This is a genomic window from Arcobacter venerupis, assembly GCF_013201665.1.
Classification (GTDB): domain Bacteria; phylum Campylobacterota; class Campylobacteria; order Campylobacterales; family Arcobacteraceae; genus Aliarcobacter; species Aliarcobacter venerupis.
This window is the reverse complement of the sequence record NZ_CP053840.1, coordinates 1,593,644-1,619,431: the sequence shown is the minus strand read 5'-3', so window position 1 is coordinate 1,619,431 and position 25,788 is coordinate 1,593,644. Positions and strand designations below refer to the sequence as shown.

Genomic DNA, 25,788 nt, shown 5'->3' with positions numbered 1-25,788 from the left:
GATATGAGAAAACTTTTATTATCATTTAGTACTGCTTTTTTATTGAATGTATCTGTTAGTGCTTCTACTACAGATATGTTTCAAAAAGATTTCAAAGTTACTTTAGACTGGCTTGAACAAAAACCAAAATCCTATGCAAGAGATTTTTTTATTCTTCAATATTTAAATGAAGATAATATTTCAGCAGAAGATGCAAAAACTGCTTTTGATATGGCAAATCCAATAAATTCAAGTGTTAAAAAAATTTATAACAAAAAATACAAAACTTTACCTCCTGAAGATTTAAAATGTTATAGAGCCAGTATTACACAATTAAAAAATGAAGATTCAAAATGTATTGCTTTGGGATTATCATTAGATGAGGCAACTGAAATCTCAAAAAGTGATTTGATTTTTTTTATTAGTAAACTTGATGCTTACCCTACTTTAAAAAATGATTTACAAATAATTGCTTCATCTGATCCTTTTACATCTTTAGTTAATTCTGATTTAGATAGATTTTTTAGACTTTTTTTCAATTTGTCTAAAACCTACAGAATAAAATTCCTTAACAAACCACTAAGTCAAGAACTTGTTGATAAAATTTCAACTGATAAAAACTTTGAGAGATTTCTTCGGTATGTTATTTATGAGAATGGCTTAAATAATTTACAGAAATCTTTACTAATGGCAAAAAATCATAAAGACATGACTTCAGATAATTTATTTTCTTTGGGAATAAATGCTGTAAATAACAATAATATCACCATTGCATTAAATTTTTTCAAAGACGCAAATAATAAAGCATATTTAAGATTTCACAAAGACAAGTCTTTATTTTGGATCTATTTATTAACTAAAAATCAATCCTATCTTGAAGAATTAGCACAAAGTTGGGATAATAATATATATTCTTTATATGCAAAAGAGTTACTTGATTTTAAAATTGATAATATTGAATATAAAATTCCCTTAGGAAATATAAAATCTTCATTTAATGTATTTGATCCATTTGAATGGATGAAAATATTAGAAGATACAAAAAAGAATTTTGATGAACAAAAGCTACTTAAATATGAGAAATTATTCTCAGATGAAAATACTTTATCTCATCATGCATTTATTCTAGAAAGATATTATAAATATAAAAAACAGTATTTTATTACTCCATATAGAAATATAATACAAAATCTAGATATTAATAAACAAGTATTAATTTACTCAATAGCAAGACAAGAGAGCCATTTTATTCCCTCATCTATTTCATCTTCATCTGCTCAAGGAGTTATGCAAATAATGCCTTTTTTATCAGCTGATATATCAAAAAAGTTAAATGAAGATTATAATATTTATGAACAATTTATTCCAAATAAAAATATAAAATATGGGAGTTTTCATTTAGATTCATTAATGAAGCAATTTAATAATAACCCATTATTTATTGCTTATGCTTACAATGGAGGCGCTGGATATGCAAAAAGTCAACTTAACAAAGGCTTATTTAAAAATAAAGGTAAATATGAACCTTTTTTAAGTATGGAATTAATCTCATTTGTAGAAACAAGAGATTATGGTAAAAAAGTTTTAGCTAATTATTACATTTATAATAATTATTTAGATAGTAAAAATAAAATAACTCTTTCTACTATTTTTCAAAGCTTAGTTGCGCCGAACTAGCACTTTTATTTTTTAATTTTAAAATTAAATTGTAGCTATTTTGTGCATCAAATTTAACCAAATAATAATTCCCCCAACTATTTTTTAACATTATACTTTTGAAATTCTCATTATCTTTTTCAACTTTTTGTGTTGAAGTTGAATCTATTCCATTTAATGAGAATGAATAATTATTTTCAAAAAGGTCTTGAGACTCTTTATTTGTAAAATATACAGATACTAAAAATAACTCTTCATTTAAATTAGAAATATTTTTATCAATTTTATTTAAGTAAGTAGCCCAGAATATAACTTCTACTTCATTGTTTTTTAATATATCAGTTTTTTTTGTATATTGAACACCTTTTGTTTCTATTTCATCTTTTTCAAAATATTTAAATGCATTATTTTTATTACTACAAGATGTAAAAAAAAGTGAAACAATTAAAAGAAATAATATTTTGTACATAAATTCTCCATGATTTTAATAAAATATATTGTACATTAATTCAACTTTAAGACAACATAACGGATTTCTTTAGTATTTTATTACTGTTATCAAATAAAAATGCTATTATAAGAATTTAGTCATTTATAAAATATCATAGATTAGGCAAATAATGAAACAAAATAAAAATATACGAATTAAAATACATGGAAATTTAAAAAGTAGTTTAAGACGAAATTCACCAGAAGTTACAGTCAATAATATTATGAAATCTCCATATTTAGAATTTAAACCAAAATATAAGCCAACTATTTTAATAATACAATTATTTTTAAATTTTATTTTGCTTGCTATTGGATTATATTTTGGATTATTCTTATTTATTATAATTTTTTTAATAAACTACATCATTATTTGGCTTTATTCTTTTATATCTATAATTAAAAGTAGTTTTAAAGAAAAAAGTAATAAATTATTATGGTTAATATTGATTTTATTTGTGCCATTTAGTGCATTTATCTATCCAGATTTTAGAAAAACTCAAGTTACTAATGACTAATCCTAATTTATTTTAATTACAATTCAAAGAACTAAAACAATTTTAACAATCATTTAGATAAAATCCAATCCATGAATAAAAAAAGATTAGTAGTAGCCTTTTCAGGTCCGTCAAATAGTGGTAAAACAACTGCTATTATAAAAGTAGCAAGTATTCTCAACGACAGTGGATTTAAAGTTTGTATTATTAAACATGATCCAAAAGATAAAGCAGTTTTTGATAGAGAAGGAAAAGATTCTTTTAAATTCTCTCAAACGGGTGCTGATGTTGCTGTTGTAAGTCCAAATAAAACAACTTTATTTAAAAAAAGTACATCAAATGTAGATGAAATGATTGAACTATTTCAAGACTTTGATTATTTATTAGTTGAGGGTCTAAAAACTCTTGATTTACCTAGAATTTCTATTTTTAGAAATAGATTAGATGAGAGTTATTTTAGTGTTTCAAATGCAATCGCTTGTGATGAAACTATAAATAATAATGAAATTCCTAATGATTTAGACATATTAGATTTAAATAATCCAGAAGAGATAATCTTATGGATTAATAAAAATGCAAAGAGAGTATAAAATGCAAGAAATTATTAAAGCCATTGAAGAATCAGCAATTAAAATAAGAGATTTAATTCAAACAGGTGATACAGGAAAAAGTGAACATGAGAATTCAACTGGTGATACTCAACTAAAACTTGACATTGCAAGTGATGAAATTATTGAAAATATTTTTAAAAAAATTCCATCAATTAAAGCAATTGTTAGTGAAGAACAAGAAGCTATTGTAAATTTAAATGAAAATGGAAAATATTTAATTGCTTATGATCCACTTGATGGTTCTTCTTTAGTTGATGTAAATTTATCTGTTGGTTCTATTTTTGGTATTTATGAAAATGAATTTAATGCTGCTAATATAGTTGCTTCTGTTTATGTTGTATTTGGTCCAAGAGTTGAAATGGTTGTTACAACTGATGATGTAAAAATGTATAGACTTTTAAATAATGAATTTAAATTTATCCAAAATATTAAACTAAATGAAAAAGGTAAATTAAATGCACCAGGTTCAACACAAAACTGTTGGGCACCTTTTCACAAACAATTAATTGACGATATTTTTAATGATGGTTATAGATTAAGATATTCAGGTGGTATGGTTCCTGATTTACACCAAATTTTACTTAAAGGTGGTGGATTATTCTCATATCCTGGAACTACAGATAGACCAAAAGGGAAGTTAAGACAACTGTTTGAAGTATTCCCTTTTGCTTTAGCTTATGAAAAAGCTGGTGGTGGTGCAGTTGATGGATTTAAAAGAGTTTTAGAAGTAGAAACTACTCATATTCACGATACAACACCATGTTTTTTTGGTTCAAATAGTGAAATAAAAAGAGTTTTAGAAGTTTATAGTAAAAATGTCTAATCACGAAGATATAGTTATTGATGAATGGGATATAAAACTAGACAATATGCTAGTTGAATTAAAAACTTGTCAAAAATCAAACAGTTTAAAAACTTGTTCTGATTGTGATAAATTTTTTGAATGTGAATTAAGAAAAAGATATGTAATAGCCGTTTATGAATCTATGAATAAAGGTGCTGGCGGTGGATTTGAATTTTAATATAATTATAAAAAAGAAAAAGAGGTAACAATGGAAGAATCTTGCAAAAATGTTTATATAACAACACCAATTTATTATGTAAATGATGTAGCTCATATTGGTCATGCATATACTACAATTATAGCTGATATGCTAGCTAGATATTCAAGATTAACTGGTTTAAATACTTTCCTTCTAACAGGAACTGATGAACATGGACAGAAAATCTCTCAAAGTGCTGAACTAAGAGGAAAAACACCTAAAGAGTATGCAGATGAAATTTCTGGTAAATTTAGAACTTTATGGGATGATTTTGATATTACTTATGATAAATTTATTAGAACAACAGATGAAGAACACAAACTTGGAGTTCAAAAAGCTTTTCAAACTATGTTTGACAAAGGTGATATTTACAAAGGTGAATACGAAGGTTTTTATTGTGTATCTTGTGAGACATTTTTTACTGAAAAACAGTTAGTTGATGAACAATTTTGCCCTGATTGTGGAAGACCAACTTCTATTGTAAAAGAAGAGAGTTATTTCTTTAAATTATCAAAATATGAAGATAAACTAATTAAATGGTATGAAGAGAATGAAGATTGTATTTTACCTCGAGCTAAAAAAAATGAAATTTCTAACTTTGTAAAAGGTGGATTAAGAGATTTATCAATTTCAAGAACTTCATTTGATTGGGGTGTGAAATTACCAGAATCAATGAACGAACCAAAACATGTTATGTATGTTTGGTTAGATGCTTTACTAAATTATATTACTGCACTTGGATATGGAACTGATGAGGCTAACATGAAATTCTGGCCTGCAAATGTACAACTTGTTGGAAAAGATATTTTAAGGTTCCATGCTATTTATTGGCCAGCATTTTTAATGTCTTTAGATTTACCTCTTCCAAAACACATCGCAGCTCACGGATGGTGGACAAGAGATGGCGAAAAAATGTCTAAATCAAAAGGGAATGTTGTAGATCCAAAACAAGTTGCTGATGCTTATGGCTTAGATGCATTCAGATATTTTATGTTAAGAGAAGTTCCATTTGGTCAAGATGGAGATTTTTCTCAAAAAGCTTTAATCGATAGAATTAATTCTGATTTAGGAAATGATTTAGGAAATTTATTAAATAGAATTTCTGGTATGAGTGGAAAATATTTTGATTTTAAAGTAAGTTCGAAAGATGTTGAAAAATTCCATGCAAAAGAATTAGCAGAAATTGATGCAATTTTAGGAAATGTTGAAGCTTATATTTTTAATATGCAAATAAATAGATATTTAGAAGATTTATGGAAAGTATTAACAATTGCGAATAAAGCAATAAATGACTACGAACCATGGAATTTAATGAAAGATGGAAAAGCTGATGAAGCTATGGCATTAGTTGCATTAATTACAAATATCATGGCTAAAGTTGCCCTACTTTTAGATGCTGTTATGCCTGAAAAAATTGCAAAAATAGCAGAGTCATTAGGAATGAAAATTGATACAGCAACTTATAACTCTTTAATTAAAAATAAAAATTTATTAGAAGATACAATTATTACAAAAGTTGACCAATTATTTCCAAGAATTGAAGAGGTTTTATTAGAACAACCAGCATCTTCTGACATTTCAAAAACTGAATGTGAAACAAAAAAAGAAGAAGTTGCAATTGTAGAAGATGATAATTTAATTACAATTGATCAATTTTTCCAAACAACATTAAAAATTGGAACAATTGTTGAAGCTGTTGAAGTTCCAAAATCTTCAAAATTATTAAAACTCCAAGTTGATTTAGGGGAAGGAAGAAATAGACAAATTCTTGCTGGAATTAAAGAGTATTATTCTGCTGAAGAACTTGTAGGAACTCAGGCATGTGTTGTTGCAAACTTAAAACCAGCAAAATTGATGGGAATGTTAAGTGAGGGAATGTTAATGGCTGCTAAAGATGAAAATGGTTTATCATTACTAAAACCTGAAACTCCTAAAAAATCTGGAACAAAAATAAGCTAGTGCAAATCTCATCAATTTTAGATATTGTTGATGGAAGTTTATTAAACTCTCCATCAATCTCTTTTATATACTCTATTAAAACCAATGCAAACAAAGTAAAAGAAGGTGATTTATTTATTGCTAGAGATTTGAATGATATAAATATAGCTATAACGAATGGTGCTTTTGCAATTATTTTAGATACGAATTCAGCAATTCTTGATAATGAGATAGCTTGGATAAAAGTTAAAGATATTGACACTTGCATTATAAAATTAATAAGATATAAACTTTCAATTTTAAATTTAGAAGCTTACTTTTGTGATAAAATTACTTACCAATTATTAAAAATTTATTCTTCGCATTTTTCAAAATCTATTAAATTAATACCAACAAAACTAGAAAATTTATTTAAAAATATAGATGAGATTGAACAAAACGATATTATTATTTCTTTAAACGAAGAGATATTAGGTAAAATCTACCCTCACAATAAAGATTTTAGCAAAATTACTAAAAAACTAGAAATAGAAAACTTAATAGAACATTCATTATTTGAAACCTCTTTTTCATTTAATAATCAATATTTTTCAAAAATAAAAATTCCTAGTTTATATTTAGCTCAATTTTTAAGAATTCATATTTTTTTAGGTGGAAATATTGATTTTTCAAAATTAAAAATGTTTAATAATCTAAAACCACTTTTTATAGATAGAAATTTAAATTTAATTGAATTTGGAAGAAGTGATAGATTTATTATTTCCCAAGATACACAAAGTTTATTTGCAAATGAAATTTTATATATGAAAATAAAATATAAATATGCAAAAACTATTTTTATAACGACTAATTACTCTGAATATTTAAAAGAAGATGAACAAATTCTTATAAAAGAACTTGATGAATTAAAACCTATTTTAAATAAAATAAAATTTAATGCCATATATTTGATGGGTTTTAACTACAATCAAGTTCAAGAATACCTATTAAAAAGTGAAAAAAGTTTAACTCTTTTTTAAATTAGTAAACCATTCCAAAAGAGCTTATGACTTTTCCTAATATCTCTAATTCCATTTTATTTAAAATTTGGGATGGATAATCCTTATTATCAGAAATAATGTCCAACTTCCCATCAACTCTTCTTTGAATTCTTTTTACAAATAAGCCATGTGTTGTAGTAAATGCATAAATTCCATCTCTACTTAAATCTTTTTTTGTTTTGTCAATAAATATAATATTATCACTATTTAATGTAGGTTCCATTGAATCCCCTACAACATTTATAGCATCAATATTTTTTAAATTCTCTTTTCCCCCCAACATACTTACAAAATAAGGTGGTAATTGTAGTGATTCATAATTATCTTCTGCCTCATAAGCACCACCACCTGCACTAACTGAAACTGATGGATAATATTTTATCCAATATTTATCAGTAGTATCAACTAATGATCCTGGATTTTGATCATATAAAAGCCAATTAATAGATATTTTCTTTTTTGCACAGAAGTTTAAGATATTTGAAAAAGGAATTTTACCCCTATTTTTCATGGTTGCAAAATTTGCTTGACTTAAATCTAATGAATTTGCAACATCTTTATCAAATATCTTACCGTTTCTTCCATCAGCACTTAAAATATCTTTTAACTTTTCAATAATTTCATCAACTATTAACATAAGTCTTCCTTTTTTTAGTATTAATCTAATTATATTACAAAATGTAATATTTTTCAAGTTTTTTAGACAATTATTATAATATTTGAAATATTTTATTACTAAGGATTCAAAATGTCATTAAAATTACTAAAAACTAAAGTAAATATAATAAAAATATTAATCAAATTAGATAATTTAATTTATGAATTTGGAGAAAAAATATTATAATAACTAAAACTCATTAAAATTTATAAATTTAATAAAAATCAAATCAAAATATAAATATTACTAAAGCAACTTTTATATATTATTACATTGACAATTACAGATGGTAACCATGGAGAGTATTATGGAAATAAACTTAGTAGCAGAGTCAATAAAATTCATGTTTTTAGGGATGGGTGTAGTATTTGCATTCCTAACAATAATGATATTTGTATTAAAAGCACAAGGAGCAATACTAACAAGATTTTTTCCACAAAAAGAAAAAATTGTAAGTGTAGTAACAACACCAGTAAAAGCGAATAATACAAATGTAGAAACTGCAAAGATAGCCGCAATAGTTGCAGCAGTGCAACATCATAAAAATCTAAAGGGTTAAAATATATGTCTAAAAAATATATAGATATCATGGACACAACTTTTAGAGATGGATTTCAATCTGTCTTTGGTGGAAGAGTTCTAATGAATGATTTCTTTCCAGCAGTAGCTGCTGCAAAAGAAGCCGGAATAACTCACTTTGAGTTTGGTGGAGGAGCTAGATTCCAATCTTTATTCTTCTATCTTCAAGAAAATGCATTTGATATGATGGATAAATTTAGGCAAATCGTTGGCCCAGATGCAAACTTACAAACTTTGGCTCGTGGTATAAATACAGTTATGCTAGATACGGGTTCAAGAGAACTAATCGACTTACATGCAAAAATGTTCGCAAAACATGGAACAACAACAATCAGAAATTTTGATGCTTTAAATGATGTTCAAAATCTTGAATATTCTGCTGAATGTATTAAAAAATATGGTTTGAACCATGAAGTAGTAATCACTTTAATGGATTTACCTCCAGGTTGCTTTGGTGCTCATGATGTTGCTTTCTATGAAAAAACATTAAGACAAATTCTTGATAGTGGACTTCCTTATGATTCAATCTGTTTTAAAGATGCATCGGGAACTTCTTCTCCTCAAAAAATCTATGAAACAATTCAAATGGCTAGAAATCTAGTTGGAACTGATACTCATATTAGACTTCATACCCATGAAACTGCTGGTGTTTCAGTTGCTTGTTATTTAGCTGCTTTAGATGCTGGTGCTGATGGGATTGATTTAGCTGCTTCGCCAGTTTCTGGTGGAACTAGCCAACCTGATATTCTTACAATGCTTCATGCTGTTAAAGGTAAAAACTATGATTTAGGTGGTTTAGAAATTGAAAAGATTCTAAAATACCAAGAAACATTAAATCATTGTTTAAAAGACTACTTTATTCCCCCTGAAGCTACTCAAGTTTCTCCTTTAATTCCTTTTTCTCCTATGCCAGGTGGTGCATTAACTGCTAATACTCAAATGATGAGAGATAATGGAACTTTAGATAAATTCCCTGAAGTTATTAAAGCTATGAGAGAAGTTGTAGAACGTGGTGGATATGGTACGTCTGTAACTCCTGTTTCTCAATTTTATTGGCAACAAGCATATGCTAATGTAATGTTTGGACCTTGGAAACAAATAGCTCCTGGTTATGGGAAAATGGTATTAGGATACTTTGGTAAAACTCCAGTTCCTGCAGATCCTGAAATTATTGCACTTGCAGCTCTTAAATTAAAACTTCAACCAACTAGTGAAAATCCTTTAGATATTGCAGATAGAGATGAAAAGAAAAAAATCTCTGTTTGGAAACAAAGATTAGAAATGGAAGGTATTCCTACAACTGAAGAAAATATTTTTATCGCAGCTGCTTGTGATGAAAAAGGAATTGCTTTCTTAAAAGGTGAATCACCTTTAAATGTAAGAAAAACTGATGCTGTTTGTGAAGAGAATAAAGATTGTAAACTAGGAGAGAAAAAGATGAATAACGCAAGTGGAAACTATACAGTTGTAGTAGATGGTCAAAAGTTTAATGTAACAATTGCTGAGGGTAATGCTGATATTCAAGTAACACCTGTTACTAATACTAATGTAATAAATAATACAGTATCAACTCCAGCTACTACAAGTGGAGGAACTCCTGTTCTGGCTGCTGTTAATGGTGCAGTTTGGAAGATTCTTGTAAAAGAAGGTGATTATGTTGAAGCTGATCAACAAATTATGATTTTAGAAGCTATGAAAATGGAAATAGAGATTAATGCACCAGTTGCTGGAACTATTACTAAAATTTTAGTTAATAATACACAAGCTGTTGATGAGGGAGAAACATTAGCCATTATTGGTTAATGTTGTAAAGTAGTTAATGAAAAAAAATATATTAGTAGGTTTATTTCTTTTATTCGCATTTTTTACAACAACTAGTTTTGCAAATGCAGGAACAGATGTAGTAAGTACTCAAGAGAAACAACCATACCATTCAAAAACAATGGGTGAATTAGTAGAATCATTTTACGCAACAACTGGGATTAAAGCATTGCTTCAACCCCAAGTTGGTGTAAAAGATTCTCATGGAAAAGATATGACTCTATTTGCACAAGGTGCAGGAAGAGTTATTATGATTTTAATCTGTTTTTTACTATTTTATTTAGCAATTAAAAAAGGGTTTGAACCATTATTATTACTTCCAATTGGATTTGGTGGATTATTAGCAAATATTCCAATTGCTAATATGGCAGGACATGACGGAATGTTGGGAATTATTTATAGTATGGGTATTACTAATCAATTTTTTCCATTACTAATATTTATGGGTGTTGGAGCTATGACAGATTTTGGTCCATTATTAGCTAATCCAAAAACTGCACTTTTAGGTGGTGCTGCACAATTTGGTATATTTGGTTCACTTGTTGGTGCTGTATTGTTATCACAATATGTTCCAGGAATTAATTTTACCCTAGAACAAGCAGCAGCTATTTCAATTATTGGAGGAGCTGATGGACCAACGTCTATATTTGTTGCTTCTAAATTAGCACCTGAATTACTTGGAGCCATTGCTGTTGCTGCATATTCATATATGGCATTAGTACCATTAATTCAACCTCCAATTATGAGAGTATTAACAACAATGAAAGAAAGAAAAATAAAGATGCCAGCAACAAGAAAGGTATCTAAATTAGAGAAAATAGTATTTCCTTTAGTTGTTTTAACATTAACAATTTTAATACTTCCAGATGCTGCACCACTTATTGGAGCGTTATGTCTTGGAAATTTTGCAAGAGAATCAGGAGTTGTTGATAGACTTTCAGATACAATGCAAAATGCATTAATCAATATAGTAACTATATTTTTAGGATTAGGTGTTGGTTCAAAACTAGCATCAGAGCAATTTTTAGTTGCAGAGACAATGGGGATTATGGCAATAGGTCTTTTAGCATTTAGTGCAGGTACTGCAATGGGTGTAATAATGGCTAAATTAATGAATTTAGTTAGTTCAAAAGATAATCAGATCAATCCTTTGATTGGAGCAGCAGGAGTATCAGCTGTGCCAATGGCAGCAAGGGTTGTAAGTAAAGAAGGTCAACTTTATGACAAATCGAACATTTTATTAATGCATGCGATGGGTCCTAATGTGGCTGGAGTAATTGGTTCAGCGGTTGCTGCTGGTGTCCTTTTATCGATATTTAAATAATTAAAATTAACAAGTAGGAAAGTTAAATTATGTCTGAAATTAAAGACTCATTAGGTTTAGAAAACGTTGGAATTATTAGAAGAAATTTGGATGTTGACACATTAATAAGAGATGCTGTTGAAAATGAAGGAGCAAAAATATCTTCTTCAGGTGCATTAATGATTGATACAGGTATTTTTACAGGAAGAAGTCCTAAAGATAAATTTTTTGTAAATCAAGATCCTTCTAATAAGTATATTGCATGGGGAGATATTAATAAAAAAGTATCTAAAGATGTTTATGAAGATTTATTTAAAACTTCTAAAAAACAATTAAGTAACAAAGATCTTTATGTAACAGATGTATATTGTGGAGCATCACTTGATTCAAGAAAATCTGTTAGATTTATTACTGAGGTTGCATGGCAAGCACATTTTATTCAAAATATGTTTATACTACCTCAAACACAAGAAGAATTAGATAATTTCAAACCTGATTTTACTATATATAACTCTTGTAAAACAGTTGATATGGCATATGCTAGTCATGGTTTACATTCAGAAGTTTATGTTATTTTTAATGTAGAAGATAATATTGCTATTATTGGTGGGACTTGGTATGCAGGCGAAATGAAAAAAGGTGTATTCTCTATGATGAATTACTGGCTTCCATTAGAAGGTAAACTAGCAATGCACTGTTCTGCAAATATTGGTAAAGACGGTGATACTGCACTATTTTTTGGCCTTTCAGGAACAGGAAAAACGACACTTTCAACAGATCCAAATAGAGCTTTAATTGGTGATGATGAACATGGTTGGGATGATGAAGGAATTTTTAATTTTGAAGGTGGGTGTTATGCAAAAGTTATTAATCTTGATAAAAACTCAGAACCTGAAATTTTTAATGCAATAAGAAAAGGTGCAATTTTAGAAAATGTAATTGCAGATGAAAATGGTGTTGTTGATTATAGTGATGGTTCAAAAACTGAAAATACTAGAGTTTCTTATCCTTTATCTCATATTTCAAACCATACTCCAGATATGAGAGGTGGTCATCCAACTAATATTATATTCCTATGTGCAGATGCATTTGGTGTATTACCTCCTGTTGCAAAGCTTGATAAACAACAAGCAATGTACTATTTCTTAAGTGGATATACTGCGAAAGTTGCAGGAACAGAAAGAGGAATAACAGAACCAGTTGCTACTTTCTCTTCATGTTTTGGAGAAGCATTTTTACCTTTAAATCCTACAGTTTATGCAGAATTATTAGGTAGAAAAATCGATCAACATAAAGTAAATGTTTTTCTTGTAAACACAGGTTGGACAGGTGGAGCTTATGGATTTGGTTCGAGAATGAGTATTAAAAATACAAGAGCTTGTATAAATAGTATTTTAGATGGTTCAATAAATGAATCAGAATTTGAACTTTTATCAGTATTTAATTTAAATATTCCAAAAACACTAAAAGGTGTTGATACTGAAATCTTAAATCCAAGAAATACATGGAAAGATAAAGAATCTTATGATGAAACAAAAAGAAAATTAGCTTCAATGTATATTAAAAACTTTAAAAAATACTTAACTTTAGAAAGTGAATTTGATTTCACAGCTGCAGGACCAGTTTTATAAGATATAATTTTCTACAAAATTAATTGCAATAAAAGTATTATATGTACTTTTATTGCAAAATCTATGGAGATTATATATGAAATTATCGGATTTTCTAGCAAATATAAAAAACAATCAAAACGAAGTTGTCTACTATTGTTGTAATCATTTATTATCAAAAAAATATGATGTCAATAATGACTCAGTTGATGAAGATATTTTAAAAGAATTATTTATAAATTATAATAATTTTACAAAAGCCTTAAATGATAGTGCAGGAATTATTTATAAAAAGTATGAAACAGAATTAGATAATGTTTATAAAACTATGTGTAATCTATTTGATGAAGAATATGATAATGTTTATTTATTCAATTATAGATTAGCAAGAATTGTAAACCAAGAACCTAGACAATTTTTAGATATTGAAGACAAAGATACTCAAGAGACAGTAATACAAAAATTTGAAGATAAGATTAGTACTGTATTAGAATCAAAATACTATAAAGAAAATCAAGATAAATTATCACAAGATTTAATAATTCCTCAAAAAACATTGGAAGTAATAAAATCAGCAGCTGGAATTTATTAAATTAAATAGAGTGTATTAACACTCTATTTGAATTTCTTCAACAATTTCAAGACCAAAACCCTGTAATCCAACAAAAGAGTGTTTTCCTCCGCTAGTCATTAGCTTTATTTTTTTTATGTTTAAAGAATTTAGAATTTGAGCCCCTATTCCATAATCTTTTTGTGAATCTTTTTTTCTCATTTCATCACTTAAAAATATTAATATTCCACTTTTTGCTTGTAAAAAATTAATTGTTTTAAGCATAGAATGTAATTTTTCATCATTTAGAAAAAGGTTAATATCTGGAGTTATTGTATGAAATTTCACATGAGTTATTTCATTAATATCACCACAAATAATAGCAGTATGAATATTTCCTAAATGATCTTTAAACTCTTTTTGAATTACATTCGAAGAGAAAAATTTTTTATTTATACTTGAAATTTCTTCAACTAATTTTTCATGAGATAATCTATATTCAACTAAATCAGATATATACACTTGTTTCAAATCATGTTTAGCAGCAAATATATCTAAATCATCTCTTCTAGCCATGGTTCCATCTTCTTTCATGATTTCACAAATTACAGCTTCACCATTAAGGCCTGCTAATTTGCATAAATCAACACTTCCCTCTGTATGTCCTGTTCTAACTAATACACCGCCATCTTTTGCAATTAAAGGGAAGATATGTCCTGGCCGAACAAGTTCAAGTGCATTTGAAATAGGATTAGAAAGTATTTTAATAGTATCATCTCTCTCTTTTGCACTAATTCCTGTACTTGCATTAGCTGCATCTACAGAAACAGTAAATGCAGTTTCATAAGATGAAGTATTTGAGCTAACCATAGGATTTAGTTGTAATCTATTTGCAGTCTCTTTTGTTACAGATACACAAATTAAACCTTTTGCATGAGTAGCCATGAAATTTACTTTATCAGCGCTACTTAAAGGCGCTGCATAAACTAAATCACCCTCATTCTCTCTGTCTTCATCATCCAACATTATTACCATATTACCTTTTTGAATCTCTTTTATCGCTTCTTGTACTCTTTGTATTGCATTCATAGTTCTTCTTTATAATTAATTGTTTGTTATGTAATTATTATATCAAAAAATCAAAAAATATCCTATAAAAAGTCTTGACATTAGGTATTTATTTGACTATAATTCCGGCACTTAATCACCAAATAGAAAAGAATTATAATTCTACAGTTTTTTGATATAAAATCGCGGGATAGAGCAGCTAGGTAGCTCGTCGGGCTCATAACCCGAAGGTCATAGGTTCAAATCCTATTCCCGCAACCAAATTATAAACATTTGTTTTAAAATGATGTCTTAGGTTCAGGTCAAGGTAGCTCAGCTGGTTAGAGCGCTGGTCTCATAAGCCGGAGGTCGAGGGTTCGAGTCCCTCTCTTGACACCATTTTAAAGCAAATGTAAATGCTTTTTTTAAGCGCTGGTGTAGCTCAGTTGGCTAGAGCAGCTGATTTGTAATCAGCAGGTCGGGGGTTCGACTCCCTTCACCAGCTCCACTAAAATTCAATCTTTTTTCTCAACACAAAAAAATACTAATTTTACAATAAAATTAATGCGTGCGAACATTGGCTTTGTTTTTTATTTTTCGGAATTTTTCCGAAAAATAAAATCAATTAGATTGTAATTTCTTTAATATCAGCAATTTTTCTAAAACCTTGATAAACTAATCCAATTAAATTTTTTCTATTTATTTTTATTTTCTCATTTTCATGATTTACAAATACATTATCAAAGAATTTATCCAATTGTGGTTTTAGTGCAAATAATGCCTCTAACTCTTCATCATAAGTCACATAAGATTTAAATCTAACTTCATTATATTTAGTATACAACTCTTTTTCTTCATCATTTTCAAACAAGTCTTCATCAATCCCAAGTTTTGTATTTACATCAACATCTTTTATAATATTTGCAACTCTTTTAAAAGTAGCAGCATACTCTTTAAAATTATCACTTTGAACTATTGGATTTAATGCACAAATTTTTTGAGAAATTTTATAAATATCTGTTTCTCCACTTGCAAGAACAGCTTTTAATACAGTTGGGTTTACTTCAAAAATTTTAAATAATCTTTCATTAAAAAATTCTATTAATATCTTTTTATCTAAATTTTTATAGTTCATAGATAAAGTATCAATAATTTTAGATAAATCGATTGCTAATTTATGTTCCATTGCGATTTTAACAATTCCAGCAGCAGCTCGTCTTAATCCAAATGGATCTTTTGAACCAGTTGGAATTTTTCCAGCACTAAATAATCCCATTAGATTATCTAATTTATTTGATAAAGCAACTATAGATGAGAATACATTTGATGGAAGTTCTGAATCTTCTCCATCTGGTAAATATTGTTCTTTTAAAGCTGTATAAACTAATTCATCTTCTCCAGCAATTTTTGCATAGTAGTATCCCATCAAACCTTGAAGTTCAGTAAATTCATAAACCATTTCTGACATTAAATCTGCTTTTGATAACATTACAGCTTTTTGTAAAAGTTCTTTTTCTTTAACATCAAAAATATCTGCTAAATAAGAAGCTATTTTTGCTTCTCTTTCGCATTTTTCATACATTGATCCTAAACCCTCAACAAATACAAGTTTTTTAAGTCCCTCATTTGATAAACCATTTTTAATGTCATTTTTATAGAAGAACATTGCATCGGCAAGTCTTGGTCTTAATACTTTTTCATTTCCAGCGATTATATAACCAAAATCTTCAGTTTTAGAATTTGAAACAACAATAAAATTATTTGTTAATTTTCCATCTTTATAAACTGCAAAATATCTTTGATTCTCTTTCATAGAAGTTACAATTACTTCTTCTGGTAATTCAAGGAAATCAACATCGAATTTACCAATTAAAGCTGTTGGATACTCTGTGATTGCAACCACTTCTTCTAAAAGCTCAGTATCAATTTCTATTTTGATATTATGTCTTTGTTCTATATCTTTCATTTGAAAAAGAATTCTTTCTCTTCTTTCATCTGGATATAAAATAACTCCACTTTTATCAAGTTTGCAGAAATAATCCCCTGCAAAAGAGTAAGTAAATGGTTCATAAGAAACCATTCTATGAGCAAATGAAAAATTAGATGATTTAACTCCAAAAAGTTCAGCATCAACTATTTCTTCACCTAAAAGAATAGATAAACTTCTAATTGGTCTAATAAAACTATCAGTTCGGCTTGCCCATCTCATTGATTTTCCAAAGTTTAATGAATGAACGAATTCATTAACCATATCATTTAATAAAGTTTTAGACTCACTTCCTTTTACCTCTTGTTTGAAATAAAGAACTTCACCTTTTCCTAAATCAATTTTATCTAAAGCAGCTACATCAACACCACATTTAGCAGCAAAACTAATAGCTGCACCTGTTGGAACGCCATCTTTATAAGCTATTTTAACAGGAGCACCAAACTGTTCAACAGTTGAATCTTCTTGAGCCACTTGAAACTCTCTGTGCCATAATACTAATCTTCTTGGTGTATAAAAGAAATCAAATTCACAAAGTAATCTATTTTTTTCTAATAGACACTGCCATTTTTTTTCAATATTTGGTAATTCATTTAAAAATGGAATCGCTGGTAATTCTTCTACACCAATCTCAATTAATAATGGTTTATTCATCTATTTTATCCTTGTTAGAGTTCTTATTTTCATTTTCTGCAATTTTATCTGTATGTTTTTTTATTTGTTGTCTATTAAAGTTGATTATAAACATTGCAACCATAATAACGAACATAATAAGTATTATTGTGTCTAATATATCTTTCACATTTATCCTAAGTTTTATCTATTAAAAGGCCAGAATTTTAGCCAAAAATCACTTATTCTTTAGTAAATCCATTAAAGTTGAACCACCATTTAATGAAGAGTTTTTAAATAAATCCTCTTTATTTATATGACATTCTTTGCAAGATGCAAGATTCTGATGTTCAATTCTATTTGATTCTATTAATTTGTTTTGAGAGTGACAAGCAAAACAATCTCCTCCACACTCAACCATAGTTGCAGGAGTTTTAGTATGACATGCAATACACGTAGTTAATACTTGATGATGTTTTTCTTTTATTGACTCTTTAAGAACTGGATGACAAGCCATACAATCCCCACTACAAGCAAAAGAGTAAATACAAATAGAAAGAATGAATATAATCTTTTTTATCATATTTCTTTAGTCAACTTTCTATAAATAACACCATCAATTTCATTATTTGCCATTTTTTCAAACTCTTCATTTGAATCTATAATTGCTAAATTTTTTGAATCATACATATAATTATCAGCAATTTTTTGTATTTGAGTAGCCAGATCTTTTTCTGAAATTATATATTTAACATTTAAACTATTACAATAAATAGCCTCTTTTATTGAAGTTACAATAACAGCTGAAGAGATTTCATTTTCATAACAATATTTTAAAACTTCTTCATTGTAATTAAACATTACAGTTGAATTTGCTTTAGTATTCTGAATATTTTCAATATTTTGAATATATTTTAAATCTTCAAAAGGAATTAAATTATCACCGATAATTATCATTTTCTTATCCTTCTTTATTTTCTAAACACTCTTTCGAGCAATAAAATTTTCCATTGCTAATAATTGCTTCTTTTTGAGAAACATAGGTTTTACATGTTGGGCATTCAACCATTTCATCTGTTATTTTTTCGTTTTTTTTAGAAGAAATCTCTTTTTCTCTACTTTTTTTAAATAGTAAAATATAAGCTAAAAAAGCCAGTATTGCAACTATTATAATTTTTAAAACCATTATTTACCTTCTATATAAAGATAGTTTCTATCTTTTCTATTTACTATTTTGTAAGTATTTAAGTTTGCTATTTCAATTTCATTTTCAAGTACAGAGCCTTTATAAAAAAGGTATGAGCTATCCTCTTTTTTGATATTTTTTGTAATATCTAAAAGTAATGAAGTATTTGTAACAGCTCTTGAAGTTATTAATTCAACTTGTAAATCTTTAACCTGCTCTACTCTACTACAAATTACTGTCAAATTATCTAATTTTAAAGTTGCTTTTACAAAATTTAAAAATGAAACTCTTTTAATTCTAGGCTCAATTAGGTAAGATTTTACATCTTTTAAAGCCATTGCTAAAATTAAACCAGGATAACCAGCACCTGTTCCAATATCTGCAAAACTTGTATAACTCTTAATAAATTTCAAAGGATATACAGAATCCAAAATATTCTCTTCTATATCACTTCTTGTGAGTCTTCCACTAAGGTTATGAACCATTCCCCATTGTTGTAATAGTTTTATAAAAACTTCACAATCTTTATAAAATTTATCATCAAAATGAAGATTGTTTTCTTCTAATAATTGTTCTAAAATCATTAAAGCATATGTCCCATTTGCTCTTTTTTCGTTTGCAAATAGCCTTCGTTATATTTATTTGATTGTGTAATTGCTGGAATTCTTTCAACAATCTCTATTCCTAAAGATTCAACATAGTCTATTTTTTTAGGATTATTAGTTATTAATTTTAACTTTTTCACTCCTAAATCTTTAAAGATATGTCCAACAATAGAGTAATCTCTTTCATCTTCCTTAAAACCTAATTCTAAATTTGCTTGAATTGTATTTCGACCTTGGTCTTGCAGTGCGTAAGCATTTACTTTATTTACTAAACCGATATTTCTACCCTCTTGTCTATGGTAAATTACTAAACCACCCTCACGAGCAATAAATTTTAATGATAAATCTAATTGATTTTGACAATCACACTTTAAACTGCCAAGTGTGTCGCCTGTTAGGCACTCTGAGTGAATTCTAACATATGGAGCATCAATATTTTCAAAATTTTGACTCATTATTGCTAAATGTTCTTGAGTTCCGTCTTTGTAAGCTTTTATTTTAAATTTTCCATATTTTGTTGGTAAATTGGCTATATTTGATTGTATTATATTCATTTGTATTTAAACCTTAAACTGTTAAAATCCGAAGATTATAACCAAAAGAGGTAAATAGAATGTTTAAACGATTTAGAAGACTAAGAATAAATGAGACTTTAAGAAATTTGGTTCAAGAAACTACAGTAAGTGCTGATGATTTCATCTATCCATTATTTGTAAGAGAAGGTAAAGGTATAAAAACGGAAGTTGCTTCAATGCCAGGTGTTTATCAAATGAGTATTGATGAAATTTTAAAAGAGTGTGAATATCTCGTAAGTATTAATTTAAAATCAATTATATTATTTGCAATTCCAGATGTAAAAGATTCTGTTGGAAGTGAGTGTTTATGTGATGAAAGCATAATTGCACGAACAATAAAAGCAATTAAAGAGAAATTTCCTCAAATGTTCATCGTAACTGATTTATGCTTTTGTGAATACACAGACCATGGACATTGTGGTATTTTAGACCCAAAAACTGGAAGTGTTGATAATGATAAAACATTAGAAATTTCAGCACAACAAGCATTAGTTCACGCAAGAGCAGGAGCTGATATGATTGCACCATCTGGAATGATGGATGGAATTATTACAACGCTTAGAAATGCTTTAGATGAAAATGGATTTAGAAATCTTCCTATCATGGCTTATTCTACAAAATTTGCAAGTGGCTATTATGGACCATTTAGAGATGTTGCAGAATCAACTCCATCTTTTGGAGATAGAAGAACTTATCAAATGAATCCAGCAAATAGACTAGAAGCTATTGAAGAATCACTTGAAGATGAAAAAGAAGGTGCAGATATTTTAATGGTAAAACCGGCTCTTGCATTTTTAGACATTGTAAGAGATATTAGAAATGCTTCTAATCTTCCTTTATGTGTGTATAATGTAAGTGGTGAATATGCAATGCTTAAACACGCAGGAATTGCTGGATTAATTGATTATGAAAGAGTTATGATGGAAACTATGATTGCTTTTAAAAGAGCTGGTGCAAATATTATCATCTCTTATCATGCAAAAGAAGTTTGTGAACTTTTAAGAAAACAATATTAAAAATGAGCAATACTTATCAAGAAGCAATTGAAAATTCAAATATCGTATCAAAAACTGATATAAATGGAATTATTACTTTTGTAAATGATGAGTTTTGTAAAATCTCTGGATACTCTTATGATGAATTGATTGGTCAAAATCACAACATCGTAAGACATCCAGAAGTACCAACTTCTAACTTTGAAACCCTTTGGGAAACAATTCTCGAAAAAAAATCTTATAAAGCAACTGTAAAAAATCTAACAAAAAATAAAGAAACTGTCTATTTAAATACAACAATAACCCCTATTTTAGATCTAAATGGAAATATTATTGAGTTTATAGCAATTAGATATGATGTAACTTCTGAAGTTGAACTCAAAAAAAGACTTGAATTAAAAGAGAAAGAGCTTGAGCAGTTAAATTTAAATCTTGAAATAAAAGTAAAAGAACAGACAAAACAATTAAAAGAGTTAAATAAAACCCTAGAAAAAAGAGTAATTGAAGAGATTAAAAAAAATGAAGAGAAACAAAAACTTCTATTTTGGCAATCAAGAATGGCAAGTCTTGGGCAAATGTTAGCAAATATTGCACATCAATGGAGACAGCCATTAACTGAACTTAATCTCACACTTTTTAATATGAAAAAAGCTTTTCTAAATAATAATGAAAAAAAAGTAGATGAATTATATAAAGAGAGTAAAACTTTAATCCTAAGTATGTCTTCAACAATAGATGATTTTACGAATTTTTTTAAACCACAAAAAGAGAAAAAGAGTTTTGAAATAAAAGATGCCATAAATGAAGCTTTAGTAATTTTAAGAAAAGTAATAGAATCAGAAAATATTCATATTCAAATAGATGTTCCAATTAATTATAAAGTAATTGGCGTATTAAACGAGCTTTCTCAAGTGATTATAAACCTAATTCAAAACTCAAAAGATGCCTTTGTTCAAAATGGTATAACAAATAGAACTATTATAATTACACTAAAACAAAAGCAAATTTTAGATAAAAAATATGCCTTACTTGAAATAAAAGATAATGCAGGTGGAATAAGTAAAGAGAATATTGATAAAATATTTGATCCTTACTTTACAACAAAATATAAAAGTCAAGGTACAGGTCTTGGACTTTTTATGTCTAAAATGATTATAGAAAAAAGTTTAGAAGGTGAATTAAGTCATGAAAATTGTGATGATGGTTCTATTTTCAGCATAAAATTACTATTAGGTTAACAGATGAATAAAGATTTATTAAAAACATTAAAAATTTTAATTGTAGAAGATGAAAAAAGATTAGCACAACTACTAAAAGATGCAATATCTGACTCATTTTTTTCTGTTGTAATTGCAAAAGATGGTAATGAGGGATTAAAAAAATTTCAAATTTTTAAACCTGATATTATAATTACAGATATTATGATGCCCATTTGTGATGGTTTGCAAATGACGCAAAAAATAAAAGAATTGGATGAGTTTATACCAATAATAGTATTAAGTGCCCACTCAGAAAAGGAAAAACTTTTAAAAGCTATTGATTTGGGTATAAGTAAATATTTTATAAAGCCTTTTGATCCTGAAGAAGTACTAGAACACATAAATAAAATTGCTCCTAAATTAAATAAACAAAAAAAAGTTAATTTAAAAGATGAGTATATTTTTGATAACAACTCTATGTCTTTATATAAAAAAACGATTTTAATAACTCTTACGAAAAGAGAAAAAGAGTTTTTCCATCTTCTAATAAAAAATAAAAACAATATAGTTTCAAGCTCTGCAATCAAAAAATCTTTATGGAATGAAGAAGTAAATGATGAAAGATTAAGAACTTTTATTAAAAGATTAAGATTAAAAACCTCGAAAGATTTAATAGAAAATATATCTTCTCAAGGATATTTAATTTCTGTATTGAATGATTAAATCTAAAGAATTTATTTTACTTTTATCTATATCTTGGGCTTTGGAAATATTCCCTATATTAGAAGGTGTTTCGAGAAAATTTTGTAGATAGTAAATATTTTTATAGTTTAACTCTTTTATAATTTTTATCATCTCATTTATATCATTTTCATCTAAAAGTGCTGAGTTTATAGTGGATCTGAGTTCAAAATTAAAACCTATATTTATTAAATATTGTATAGTCTTAATACTATTATCATAGATACTTACACATGTAAGTTCTTTAAATTTGTATTTTGGTGCTTTAAAATCAATAGCTATGTAATCTAATAAATTTAAATTAATCAGCTCTTTAATTTGTTTTAGATTAGTAGCATTGGTATCAAGTTTTATTTTAAACCCAAGTTTTTTTATCTCTTTGCAAATTGGTATAACATTATGAACTGTCGCTTCTCCACCTGATAAAACTACAGAATCTAATAATCCAACTCTTGTTTTTAAAAAATCCAAAATATCATTTTGAGAGTATTTTCCCTCTTTTGTATAAACTATATTATCATTATAGCAATACAAACATCTAAAATTACAAGAAACAAACCAAATTATGCAAGAGAGTTGTCCTACATAATCTGTTGTTGTAAATTTAGTTAAATCATATACAATCTTTTGATTCAATGAATTTAATTCTTTGATTGTGTTCACCTTTTTTTCCTATATTAAAACTCTCAACTGGTCTATGGTAACCCATAACCCTAGTATAAACCATACACTTTTTTCTTTTTTCACTGTTTTTTTCAAGCAATTCTTGTTTTTTTATCATTTTCTAACTCCTTTTTTAAGATTTCTTCATCACATTTTGGGCAATACTCATGCTCACCAGTTAAATAACCATGAATTTCACAAACTGAAAAAAGCGGTGTTATAGTAATATATGGCAATCTAAAGTTTGTGATAGTATTTTTTACAAATTTTCTACAAGCATCTATTGATGATATTCTCTCATTCATATATAAATGCAAGACTGTTCCTCCTGTATATTTACATTGTAATTCATCTTGCAGTGTTAATGCCTCAAAAGGATCGTCTGTGTAATCAACAGGAAGTTGTGAAGAGTTGGTGTAATAGACGTTTTTACCAACTCCACCTTGGATAATATCTTTGTATCTTTTTTTATCTTCTTTAGCAAATCTATAAGTTGTACCCTCTGCTGGTGTTGCTTCAAGATTATATAAATTTCCCGTTTCTTCTTGAAACTTAATCATTTTATCTCTCATAAAATCTAAAATTTCTAAACAAAATTCATTACCAATACTTGAAGAAATATCAATATTTTCTCCAAAGTAGTTTTTAATCATTTCATTCATTCCATTTACACCAATAGTAGAAAAATGGTTATTAAAATTAGGTAAATACCTTTTTGTATAAGGATAAAGCCCTCTATCATACATATCTTTTACAAATACTCTTTTCTTTTCAAGAGTTGATTTTGCTAATTCCATTAACTCTTCAATCCTAAGAAGTAAGGCATTTATGTTACTTTTATATAAATATCCAAGTCTTGCCATATTAATAGTTACAACTCCAATACTTCCTGTCATTTCAGCTGAACCAAAAAGACCACCACCTCGTTTTAGAAGTTCTCTTAAATCAAGTTGTAATCTACAACACATAGAACGCACATGGCCTGGTTTATAAGCTTTTTCATTTTCTATTAGATTGCCATTTTCATCTTTTACATATTGACTTCCAATAAAATTTTGAAAATATGAACTTCCTATTTTTGCTGTATTTTCAAATAAAACATCTGTATTTTCACCATACCAATCAAAATCTTCAGTGATATTAACAGTTGGAATTGGAAAAGTAAAAGGTTGCCCTGTTTTATCACCTTGGGTCATTATTTCATAATAAGCTTTGTTGATTTGATTCATCTGTTTTTGGAAATCTTTGTATGTAAGTTCTTCAAATGATTTATAACCTTTTTCTTTGATTTTTTCTAATAATTCATCATTGTGGAAATCTTTAAAAAGATGTTTTTGGTTTCGTGTTGGAATTTGATCTTTTAAATCAGCAGGAACTGTCCAATCAATAGTAATATTCGTAAAAGGACTTTGTCCCCAACGTGCAGGAACATTTAAATTGTAAATAAAAGACCTAACAGCTTTTTTGATTTCTTTATAAGATAAATTATCTTTGAAAACATAAGGAGCTAAATAAGTATCAAAACTACTAAAAGCTTGAGCACCTGCCCATTCACTTTGCAAAATTCCCAAAAAATTTGCCATTTGCCCTAAAGCTTCTCTAAAATGATTAGGTGCAGAACTTTCCACCCTTCCTCGCACCTTATTAAATCCCTCATCAAGTAAAACCCTCAAAGACCAACCAGCACAATATCCACTTAAACAATCTAAATCATGTATATGATAATCAGCATTTCTATGGGCATATCCCTCTTCTTTTGAATAAACCTTGTCAAGCCAATAATTAGCAATTACTTTTCCAGCACTATTATTAATAAGCCCTGCGTGAGAATATCCTGTATTTGAATTTGCTTTTATTCTCCAATCACTACCATTTATATACTCTTGAATGGTTTGTGTTGAGTTTATATAAGTAGTATCATTTTCAATTTGTAAAATTTGTTCCCTTTGAATTTTATGTAAATGTCTATATAAAATAAACGATTTCATTACATCAAAATATCTAGCTTTAAATAACTCTTTTTCGATAATATCTTGTATATCTTCAACTGCAACTAATCTTTTTTGTTTTATTTCAAATAAAACATTAAAAAATATAGAAATATCATATTGAATATTTACACTTTTAAATGCTTTTTTTATTGCATCTTCTATTTTATAAGATTCAAATTCTTGTTTTGTACCATTTCTTTTTAATATATTTTCTATCATTTATATTTCCTTTTTAAACATTTTGTAATTGTATGAGAGATTTTCTTAATAAGTAATGAGTATTTTTGTCACAAAAGTGTCATAAAAAGGCACTTCTTATAAATATACTGCTTAGATTTATTAGAAAAATTAGAAGTTTTTTTATTATAAAACTGTAACTTTTAAGTAGTTATAAAGTTAAATTAAATAGAATG

The 25,788-nt window shown here is 27.6% G+C and carries 27 protein-coding genes, 3 tRNA genes and 1 pseudogene; 18 read left to right on the top strand and 13 right to left on the bottom strand.

Annotation, left to right across the window (positions count from 1 at the left end):
* The first annotated feature begins 3 nt into the window (after positions 1 to 3).
* Positions 4 to 1,656, top strand: a complete 1,653-nt coding sequence (locus AVENP_RS08040) for a lytic transglycosylase domain-containing protein (protein WP_128360091.1) — start codon at positions 4 to 6, stop codon at positions 1,654 to 1,656.
* On the opposite strand, the gene AVENP_RS08035 is transcribed toward AVENP_RS08040, so the two are convergent.
* A complete protein-coding gene (locus AVENP_RS08035) occupies positions 1,625 to 2,104 on the bottom strand; it encodes a hypothetical protein (protein ID WP_128360090.1) in 480 nt (159 codons plus the stop codon). The genes AVENP_RS08040 and AVENP_RS08035 overlap by 32 nt on opposite strands.
* 151 nt (positions 2,105 to 2,255) lie before the next feature.
* Here AVENP_RS08035 and AVENP_RS08030 point away from each other — a divergent pair, with 151 nt between their 5' ends.
* The 6 genes and pseudogenes from AVENP_RS08030 to AVENP_RS08005 all read left to right on the top strand — a co-directional run bounded on the left by AVENP_RS08030 (position 2,256) and on the right by AVENP_RS08005 (position 7,232).
* On the top strand, positions 2,256 to 2,642 hold the full coding sequence (locus tag AVENP_RS08030; protein WP_128360089.1) for a PLDc N-terminal domain-containing protein: 387 nt from the start codon (positions 2,256 to 2,258) through the stop codon (positions 2,640 to 2,642).
* Between the two features lie 71 nt (positions 2,643 to 2,713).
* Positions 2,714 to 3,211, top strand: a complete 498-nt coding sequence (gene mobB, locus AVENP_RS08025; protein WP_128360088.1) for a molybdopterin-guanine dinucleotide biosynthesis protein B — start codon at positions 2,714 to 2,716, stop codon at positions 3,209 to 3,211.
* 1 nt (position 3,212) lies between these two features.
* On the top strand, positions 3,213 to 4,055 hold the full coding sequence (locus tag AVENP_RS08020; RefSeq protein WP_128360087.1) for a class 1 fructose-bisphosphatase: 843 nt from the start codon (positions 3,213 to 3,215) through the stop codon (positions 4,053 to 4,055).
* A complete protein-coding gene (locus tag AVENP_RS08015) occupies positions 4,048 to 4,254 on the top strand; it encodes a hypothetical protein (RefSeq protein ID WP_128360086.1) in 207 nt (68 codons plus the stop codon). The genes AVENP_RS08020 and AVENP_RS08015 overlap by 8 nt, the downstream gene beginning before the upstream one ends.
* 21 nt (positions 4,255 to 4,275) lie before the next feature.
* Positions 4,276 to 6,234: pseudogene (gene metG, locus AVENP_RS08010) on the top strand (methionine--tRNA ligase); the annotation flags it as partial.
* The gene (locus AVENP_RS08005) at positions 6,234 to 7,232 is read left to right on the top strand and encodes a peptidoglycan synthetase (RefSeq protein ID WP_128360084.1); all 999 of its coding nucleotides are present in this window, start codon (positions 6,234 to 6,236) and stop codon (positions 7,230 to 7,232) included. The pseudogene metG and the gene AVENP_RS08005, both read left to right, overlap by 1 nt.
* Before the next feature lies 1 nt (position 7,233).
* Here the strand turns inward: AVENP_RS08005 and AVENP_RS08000 are convergent, their stop codons facing one another.
* Positions 7,234 to 7,890, bottom strand: a complete 657-nt coding sequence (locus tag AVENP_RS08000) for a S24 family peptidase (protein WP_128360083.1) — start codon at positions 7,888 to 7,890, stop codon at positions 7,234 to 7,236.
* Between the two features lie 328 nt (positions 7,891 to 8,218).
* On the opposite strand from AVENP_RS08000, the gene AVENP_RS07995 reads away from it, so the two are divergent.
* The 5 genes from AVENP_RS07995 to AVENP_RS07975 all read left to right on the top strand — a co-directional run bounded on the left by AVENP_RS07995 (position 8,219) and on the right by AVENP_RS07975 (position 13,816).
* Positions 8,219 to 8,470, top strand: a complete 252-nt coding sequence (locus tag AVENP_RS07995; RefSeq protein WP_128360377.1) for an OadG family protein — start codon at positions 8,219 to 8,221, stop codon at positions 8,468 to 8,470.
* 5 nt (positions 8,471 to 8,475) lie between these two features.
* A complete protein-coding gene (locus tag AVENP_RS07990) occupies positions 8,476 to 10,293 on the top strand; it encodes a biotin/lipoyl-containing protein (RefSeq protein ID WP_128360376.1) in 1,818 nt (605 codons plus the stop codon).
* A 16-nt stretch (positions 10,294 to 10,309) separates the two neighbouring features.
* Positions 10,310 to 11,635 carry a sodium ion-translocating decarboxylase subunit beta gene (locus tag AVENP_RS07985; protein ID WP_153802263.1) on the top strand — a complete coding sequence of 442 codons (1,326 nt, stop codon included), beginning with the start codon at positions 10,310 to 10,312 and terminating at the stop codon, positions 11,633 to 11,635.
* 29 nt (positions 11,636 to 11,664) lie between these two features.
* The gene (gene pckA, locus AVENP_RS07980) at positions 11,665 to 13,245 is read left to right on the top strand and encodes a phosphoenolpyruvate carboxykinase (ATP) (RefSeq protein WP_128358435.1); all 1,581 of its coding nucleotides are present in this window, start codon (positions 11,665 to 11,667) and stop codon (positions 13,243 to 13,245) included.
* Positions 13,246 to 13,321: 76 nt separating this feature from the next.
* Positions 13,322 to 13,816, top strand: a complete 495-nt coding sequence (locus AVENP_RS07975; RefSeq protein WP_128358436.1) for a hypothetical protein — start codon at positions 13,322 to 13,324, stop codon at positions 13,814 to 13,816.
* Positions 13,817 to 13,831: 15 nt separating this feature from the next.
* On the opposite strand, the gene AVENP_RS07970 is transcribed toward AVENP_RS07975, so the two are convergent.
* Complete coding sequence (locus AVENP_RS07970) at positions 13,832 to 14,863, bottom strand: bifunctional 3,4-dihydroxy-2-butanone 4-phosphate synthase/GTP cyclohydrolase II (protein ID WP_128358437.1); 1,032 nt, start codon at positions 14,861 to 14,863, stop codon at positions 13,832 to 13,834.
* A gap of 163 nt (positions 14,864 to 15,026) precedes the next feature.
* Here AVENP_RS07970 and AVENP_RS07965 point away from each other — a divergent pair.
* The 3 genes from AVENP_RS07965 (at position 15,027) to AVENP_RS07955 (ending at position 15,329) form a co-directional block, all read left to right on the top strand.
* Positions 15,027 to 15,103, top strand: a tRNA-Met gene (locus AVENP_RS07965).
* Positions 15,104 to 15,143: 40 nt separating this feature from the next.
* Positions 15,144 to 15,220, top strand: a tRNA-Met gene (locus AVENP_RS07960).
* A gap of 32 nt (positions 15,221 to 15,252) precedes the next feature.
* A tRNA-Thr gene (locus AVENP_RS07955) sits at positions 15,253 to 15,329 on the top strand.
* A gap of 117 nt (positions 15,330 to 15,446) precedes the next feature.
* Here the strand turns inward: AVENP_RS07955 and glyS are convergent.
* The 7 genes from glyS to ribA are packed head-to-tail and all read right to left on the bottom strand — an operon-like array spanning position 15,447 to position 19,765.
* Positions 15,447 to 17,462 carry a glycine--tRNA ligase subunit beta gene (gene glyS / locus AVENP_RS07950; RefSeq protein WP_128358438.1) on the bottom strand — a complete coding sequence of 672 codons (2,016 nt, stop codon included), beginning with the start codon at positions 17,460 to 17,462 and terminating at the stop codon, positions 15,447 to 15,449.
* The gene (locus AVENP_RS07945) at positions 17,455 to 17,610 is read right to left on the bottom strand and encodes a hypothetical protein (RefSeq protein ID WP_172664264.1); all 156 of its coding nucleotides are present in this window, start codon (positions 17,608 to 17,610) and stop codon (positions 17,455 to 17,457) included. The genes glyS and AVENP_RS07945 overlap by 8 nt, the downstream gene beginning before the upstream one ends.
* Before the next feature lie 48 nt (positions 17,611 to 17,658).
* Positions 17,659 to 18,003 carry a hypothetical protein gene (locus AVENP_RS07940; protein ID WP_128358439.1) on the bottom strand — a complete coding sequence of 115 codons (345 nt, stop codon included), beginning with the start codon at positions 18,001 to 18,003 and terminating at the stop codon, positions 17,659 to 17,661.
* Entirely contained in the window at positions 18,000 to 18,377 is a 378-nt protein-coding gene (locus AVENP_RS07935) for a hypothetical protein (RefSeq protein WP_128358440.1), read from the bottom strand. The genes AVENP_RS07940 and AVENP_RS07935 overlap by 4 nt, the downstream gene beginning before the upstream one ends.
* Positions 18,378 to 18,381: 4 nt before the next feature.
* Positions 18,382 to 18,606 carry a PP0621 family protein gene (locus AVENP_RS07930; RefSeq protein ID WP_128358441.1) on the bottom strand — a complete coding sequence of 75 codons (225 nt, stop codon included), beginning with the start codon at positions 18,604 to 18,606 and terminating at the stop codon, positions 18,382 to 18,384.
* Complete coding sequence (gene rsmG / locus AVENP_RS07925; RefSeq protein ID WP_228201855.1) at positions 18,606 to 19,190, bottom strand: 16S rRNA (guanine(527)-N(7))-methyltransferase RsmG; 585 nt, start codon at positions 19,188 to 19,190, stop codon at positions 18,606 to 18,608. The genes AVENP_RS07930 and rsmG overlap by 1 nt, the downstream gene beginning before the upstream one ends.
* Positions 19,190 to 19,765, bottom strand: a complete 576-nt coding sequence (ribA, locus tag AVENP_RS07920; RefSeq protein ID WP_128358442.1) for a GTP cyclohydrolase II — start codon at positions 19,763 to 19,765, stop codon at positions 19,190 to 19,192. Before ribA ends, rsmG begins: the two co-directional genes overlap by 1 nt.
* A 59-nt stretch (positions 19,766 to 19,824) precedes the next feature.
* On the opposite strand from ribA, the gene hemB reads away from it, so the two are divergent.
* From hemB to AVENP_RS07905, 3 genes are read left to right on the top strand one after another with little or no spacing between them, the layout of a single operon-like run.
* Positions 19,825 to 20,802: a porphobilinogen synthase gene (gene hemB, locus AVENP_RS07915; protein WP_128358443.1), complete on the top strand. Its 978-nt coding sequence runs from the start codon at positions 19,825 to 19,827 to the stop codon at positions 20,800 to 20,802.
* A 2-nt stretch (positions 20,803 to 20,804) separates the two neighbouring features.
* Complete coding sequence (locus AVENP_RS07910; protein WP_128358444.1) at positions 20,805 to 22,019, top strand: PAS domain-containing sensor histidine kinase; 1,215 nt, start codon at positions 20,805 to 20,807, stop codon at positions 22,017 to 22,019.
* 3 nt (positions 22,020 to 22,022) lie between these two features.
* Positions 22,023 to 22,703 carry a response regulator transcription factor gene (locus AVENP_RS07905; protein ID WP_172664262.1) on the top strand — a complete coding sequence of 227 codons (681 nt, stop codon included), beginning with the start codon at positions 22,023 to 22,025 and terminating at the stop codon, positions 22,701 to 22,703.
* On the opposite strand, the gene AVENP_RS07900 is transcribed toward AVENP_RS07905, so the two are convergent.
* The 3 genes from AVENP_RS07900 to AVENP_RS07890 are packed head-to-tail and all read right to left on the bottom strand — an operon-like array spanning position 22,680 to position 25,594.
* Positions 22,680 to 23,384, bottom strand: coding sequence for an anaerobic ribonucleoside-triphosphate reductase activating protein (locus AVENP_RS07900; RefSeq protein WP_235663721.1), 705 nt, complete (start codon positions 23,382 to 23,384; stop codon positions 22,680 to 22,682). The genes AVENP_RS07905 and AVENP_RS07900 overlap by 24 nt on opposite strands.
* Positions 23,335 to 23,502, bottom strand: a complete 168-nt coding sequence (gene nrdD, locus AVENP_RS15980; RefSeq protein ID WP_153802232.1) for an anaerobic ribonucleoside-triphosphate reductase — start codon at positions 23,500 to 23,502, stop codon at positions 23,335 to 23,337. The genes AVENP_RS07900 and nrdD overlap by 50 nt, the downstream gene beginning before the upstream one ends.
* Positions 23,477 to 25,594, bottom strand: a complete 2,118-nt coding sequence (locus AVENP_RS07890) for a ribonucleoside triphosphate reductase (protein WP_128358446.1) — start codon at positions 25,592 to 25,594, stop codon at positions 23,477 to 23,479. Before AVENP_RS07890 ends, nrdD begins: the two co-directional genes overlap by 26 nt.
* Between the last annotated feature and the right edge of the window lie 194 nt (positions 25,595 to 25,788).

Excerpts from the sequence above, each read along its gene's own strand:
- AVENP_RS07935 (WP_128358440.1), bottom strand. The coding sequence starts at position 18,377 with ATGATAATTATCGGTGATAATTTAATTCCTTTTGAAGATTTAAAATAT.
- AVENP_RS08000 (WP_128360083.1), bottom strand. The coding sequence starts at position 7,890 with ATGTTAATAGTTGATGAAATTATTGAAAAGTTAAAAGATATTTTAAGT.
- AVENP_RS07985 (WP_153802263.1), top strand. The coding sequence starts at position 10,310 with ATGAAAAAAAATATATTAGTAGGTTTATTTCTTTTATTCGCATTTTTT.
- AVENP_RS07975 (WP_128358436.1), top strand. The coding sequence starts at position 13,322 with ATGAAATTATCGGATTTTCTAGCAAATATAAAAAACAATCAAAACGAA.
- AVENP_RS08040 (WP_128360091.1), top strand. The coding sequence starts at position 4 with ATGAGAAAACTTTTATTATCATTTAGTACTGCTTTTTTATTGAATGTA.
- rsmG (WP_228201855.1), bottom strand. The coding sequence starts at position 19,190 with ATGATTTTAGAACAATTATTAGAAGAAAACAATCTTCATTTTGATGAT.
- AVENP_RS08020 (WP_128360087.1), top strand. The coding sequence starts at position 3,213 with ATGCAAGAAATTATTAAAGCCATTGAAGAATCAGCAATTAAAATAAGA.
- AVENP_RS08015 (WP_128360086.1), top strand. The coding sequence starts at position 4,048 with ATGTCTAATCACGAAGATATAGTTATTGATGAATGGGATATAAAACTA.
- ribA (WP_128358442.1), bottom strand. The coding sequence starts at position 19,765 with ATGAATATAATACAATCAAATATAGCCAATTTACCAACAAAATATGGA.
- AVENP_RS07910 (WP_128358444.1), top strand. The coding sequence starts at position 20,805 with ATGAGCAATACTTATCAAGAAGCAATTGAAAATTCAAATATCGTATCA.
- glyS (WP_128358438.1), bottom strand. The coding sequence starts at position 17,462 with ATGAATAAACCATTATTAATTGAGATTGGTGTAGAAGAATTACCAGCG.
- AVENP_RS07930 (WP_128358441.1), bottom strand. The coding sequence starts at position 18,606 with ATGGTTTTAAAAATTATAATAGTTGCAATACTGGCTTTTTTAGCTTAT.
- AVENP_RS08030 (WP_128360089.1), top strand. The coding sequence starts at position 2,256 with ATGAAACAAAATAAAAATATACGAATTAAAATACATGGAAATTTAAAA.
- AVENP_RS07995 (WP_128360377.1), top strand. The coding sequence starts at position 8,219 with ATGGAAATAAACTTAGTAGCAGAGTCAATAAAATTCATGTTTTTAGGG.
- nrdD (WP_153802232.1), bottom strand. The coding sequence starts at position 23,502 with ATGATAAAAAAACAAGAATTGCTTGAAAAAAACAGTGAAAAAAGAAAA.
- mobB (WP_128360088.1), top strand. The coding sequence starts at position 2,714 with ATGAATAAAAAAAGATTAGTAGTAGCCTTTTCAGGTCCGTCAAATAGT.
- AVENP_RS07940 (WP_128358439.1), bottom strand. The coding sequence starts at position 18,003 with ATGATAAAAAAGATTATATTCATTCTTTCTATTTGTATTTACTCTTTT.
- AVENP_RS08035 (WP_128360090.1), bottom strand. The coding sequence starts at position 2,104 with ATGTACAAAATATTATTTCTTTTAATTGTTTCACTTTTTTTTACATCT.
- hemB (WP_128358443.1), top strand. The coding sequence starts at position 19,825 with ATGTTTAAACGATTTAGAAGACTAAGAATAAATGAGACTTTAAGAAAT.
- pckA (WP_128358435.1), top strand. The coding sequence starts at position 11,665 with ATGTCTGAAATTAAAGACTCATTAGGTTTAGAAAACGTTGGAATTATT.
- AVENP_RS07990 (WP_128360376.1), top strand. The coding sequence starts at position 8,476 with ATGTCTAAAAAATATATAGATATCATGGACACAACTTTTAGAGATGGA.
- AVENP_RS07905 (WP_172664262.1), top strand. The coding sequence starts at position 22,023 with ATGAATAAAGATTTATTAAAAACATTAAAAATTTTAATTGTAGAAGAT.
- AVENP_RS07970 (WP_128358437.1), bottom strand. The coding sequence starts at position 14,863 with ATGAATGCAATACAAAGAGTACAAGAAGCGATAAAAGAGATTCAAAAA.
- AVENP_RS07890 (WP_128358446.1), bottom strand. The coding sequence starts at position 25,594 with ATGATAGAAAATATATTAAAAAGAAATGGTACAAAACAAGAATTTGAA.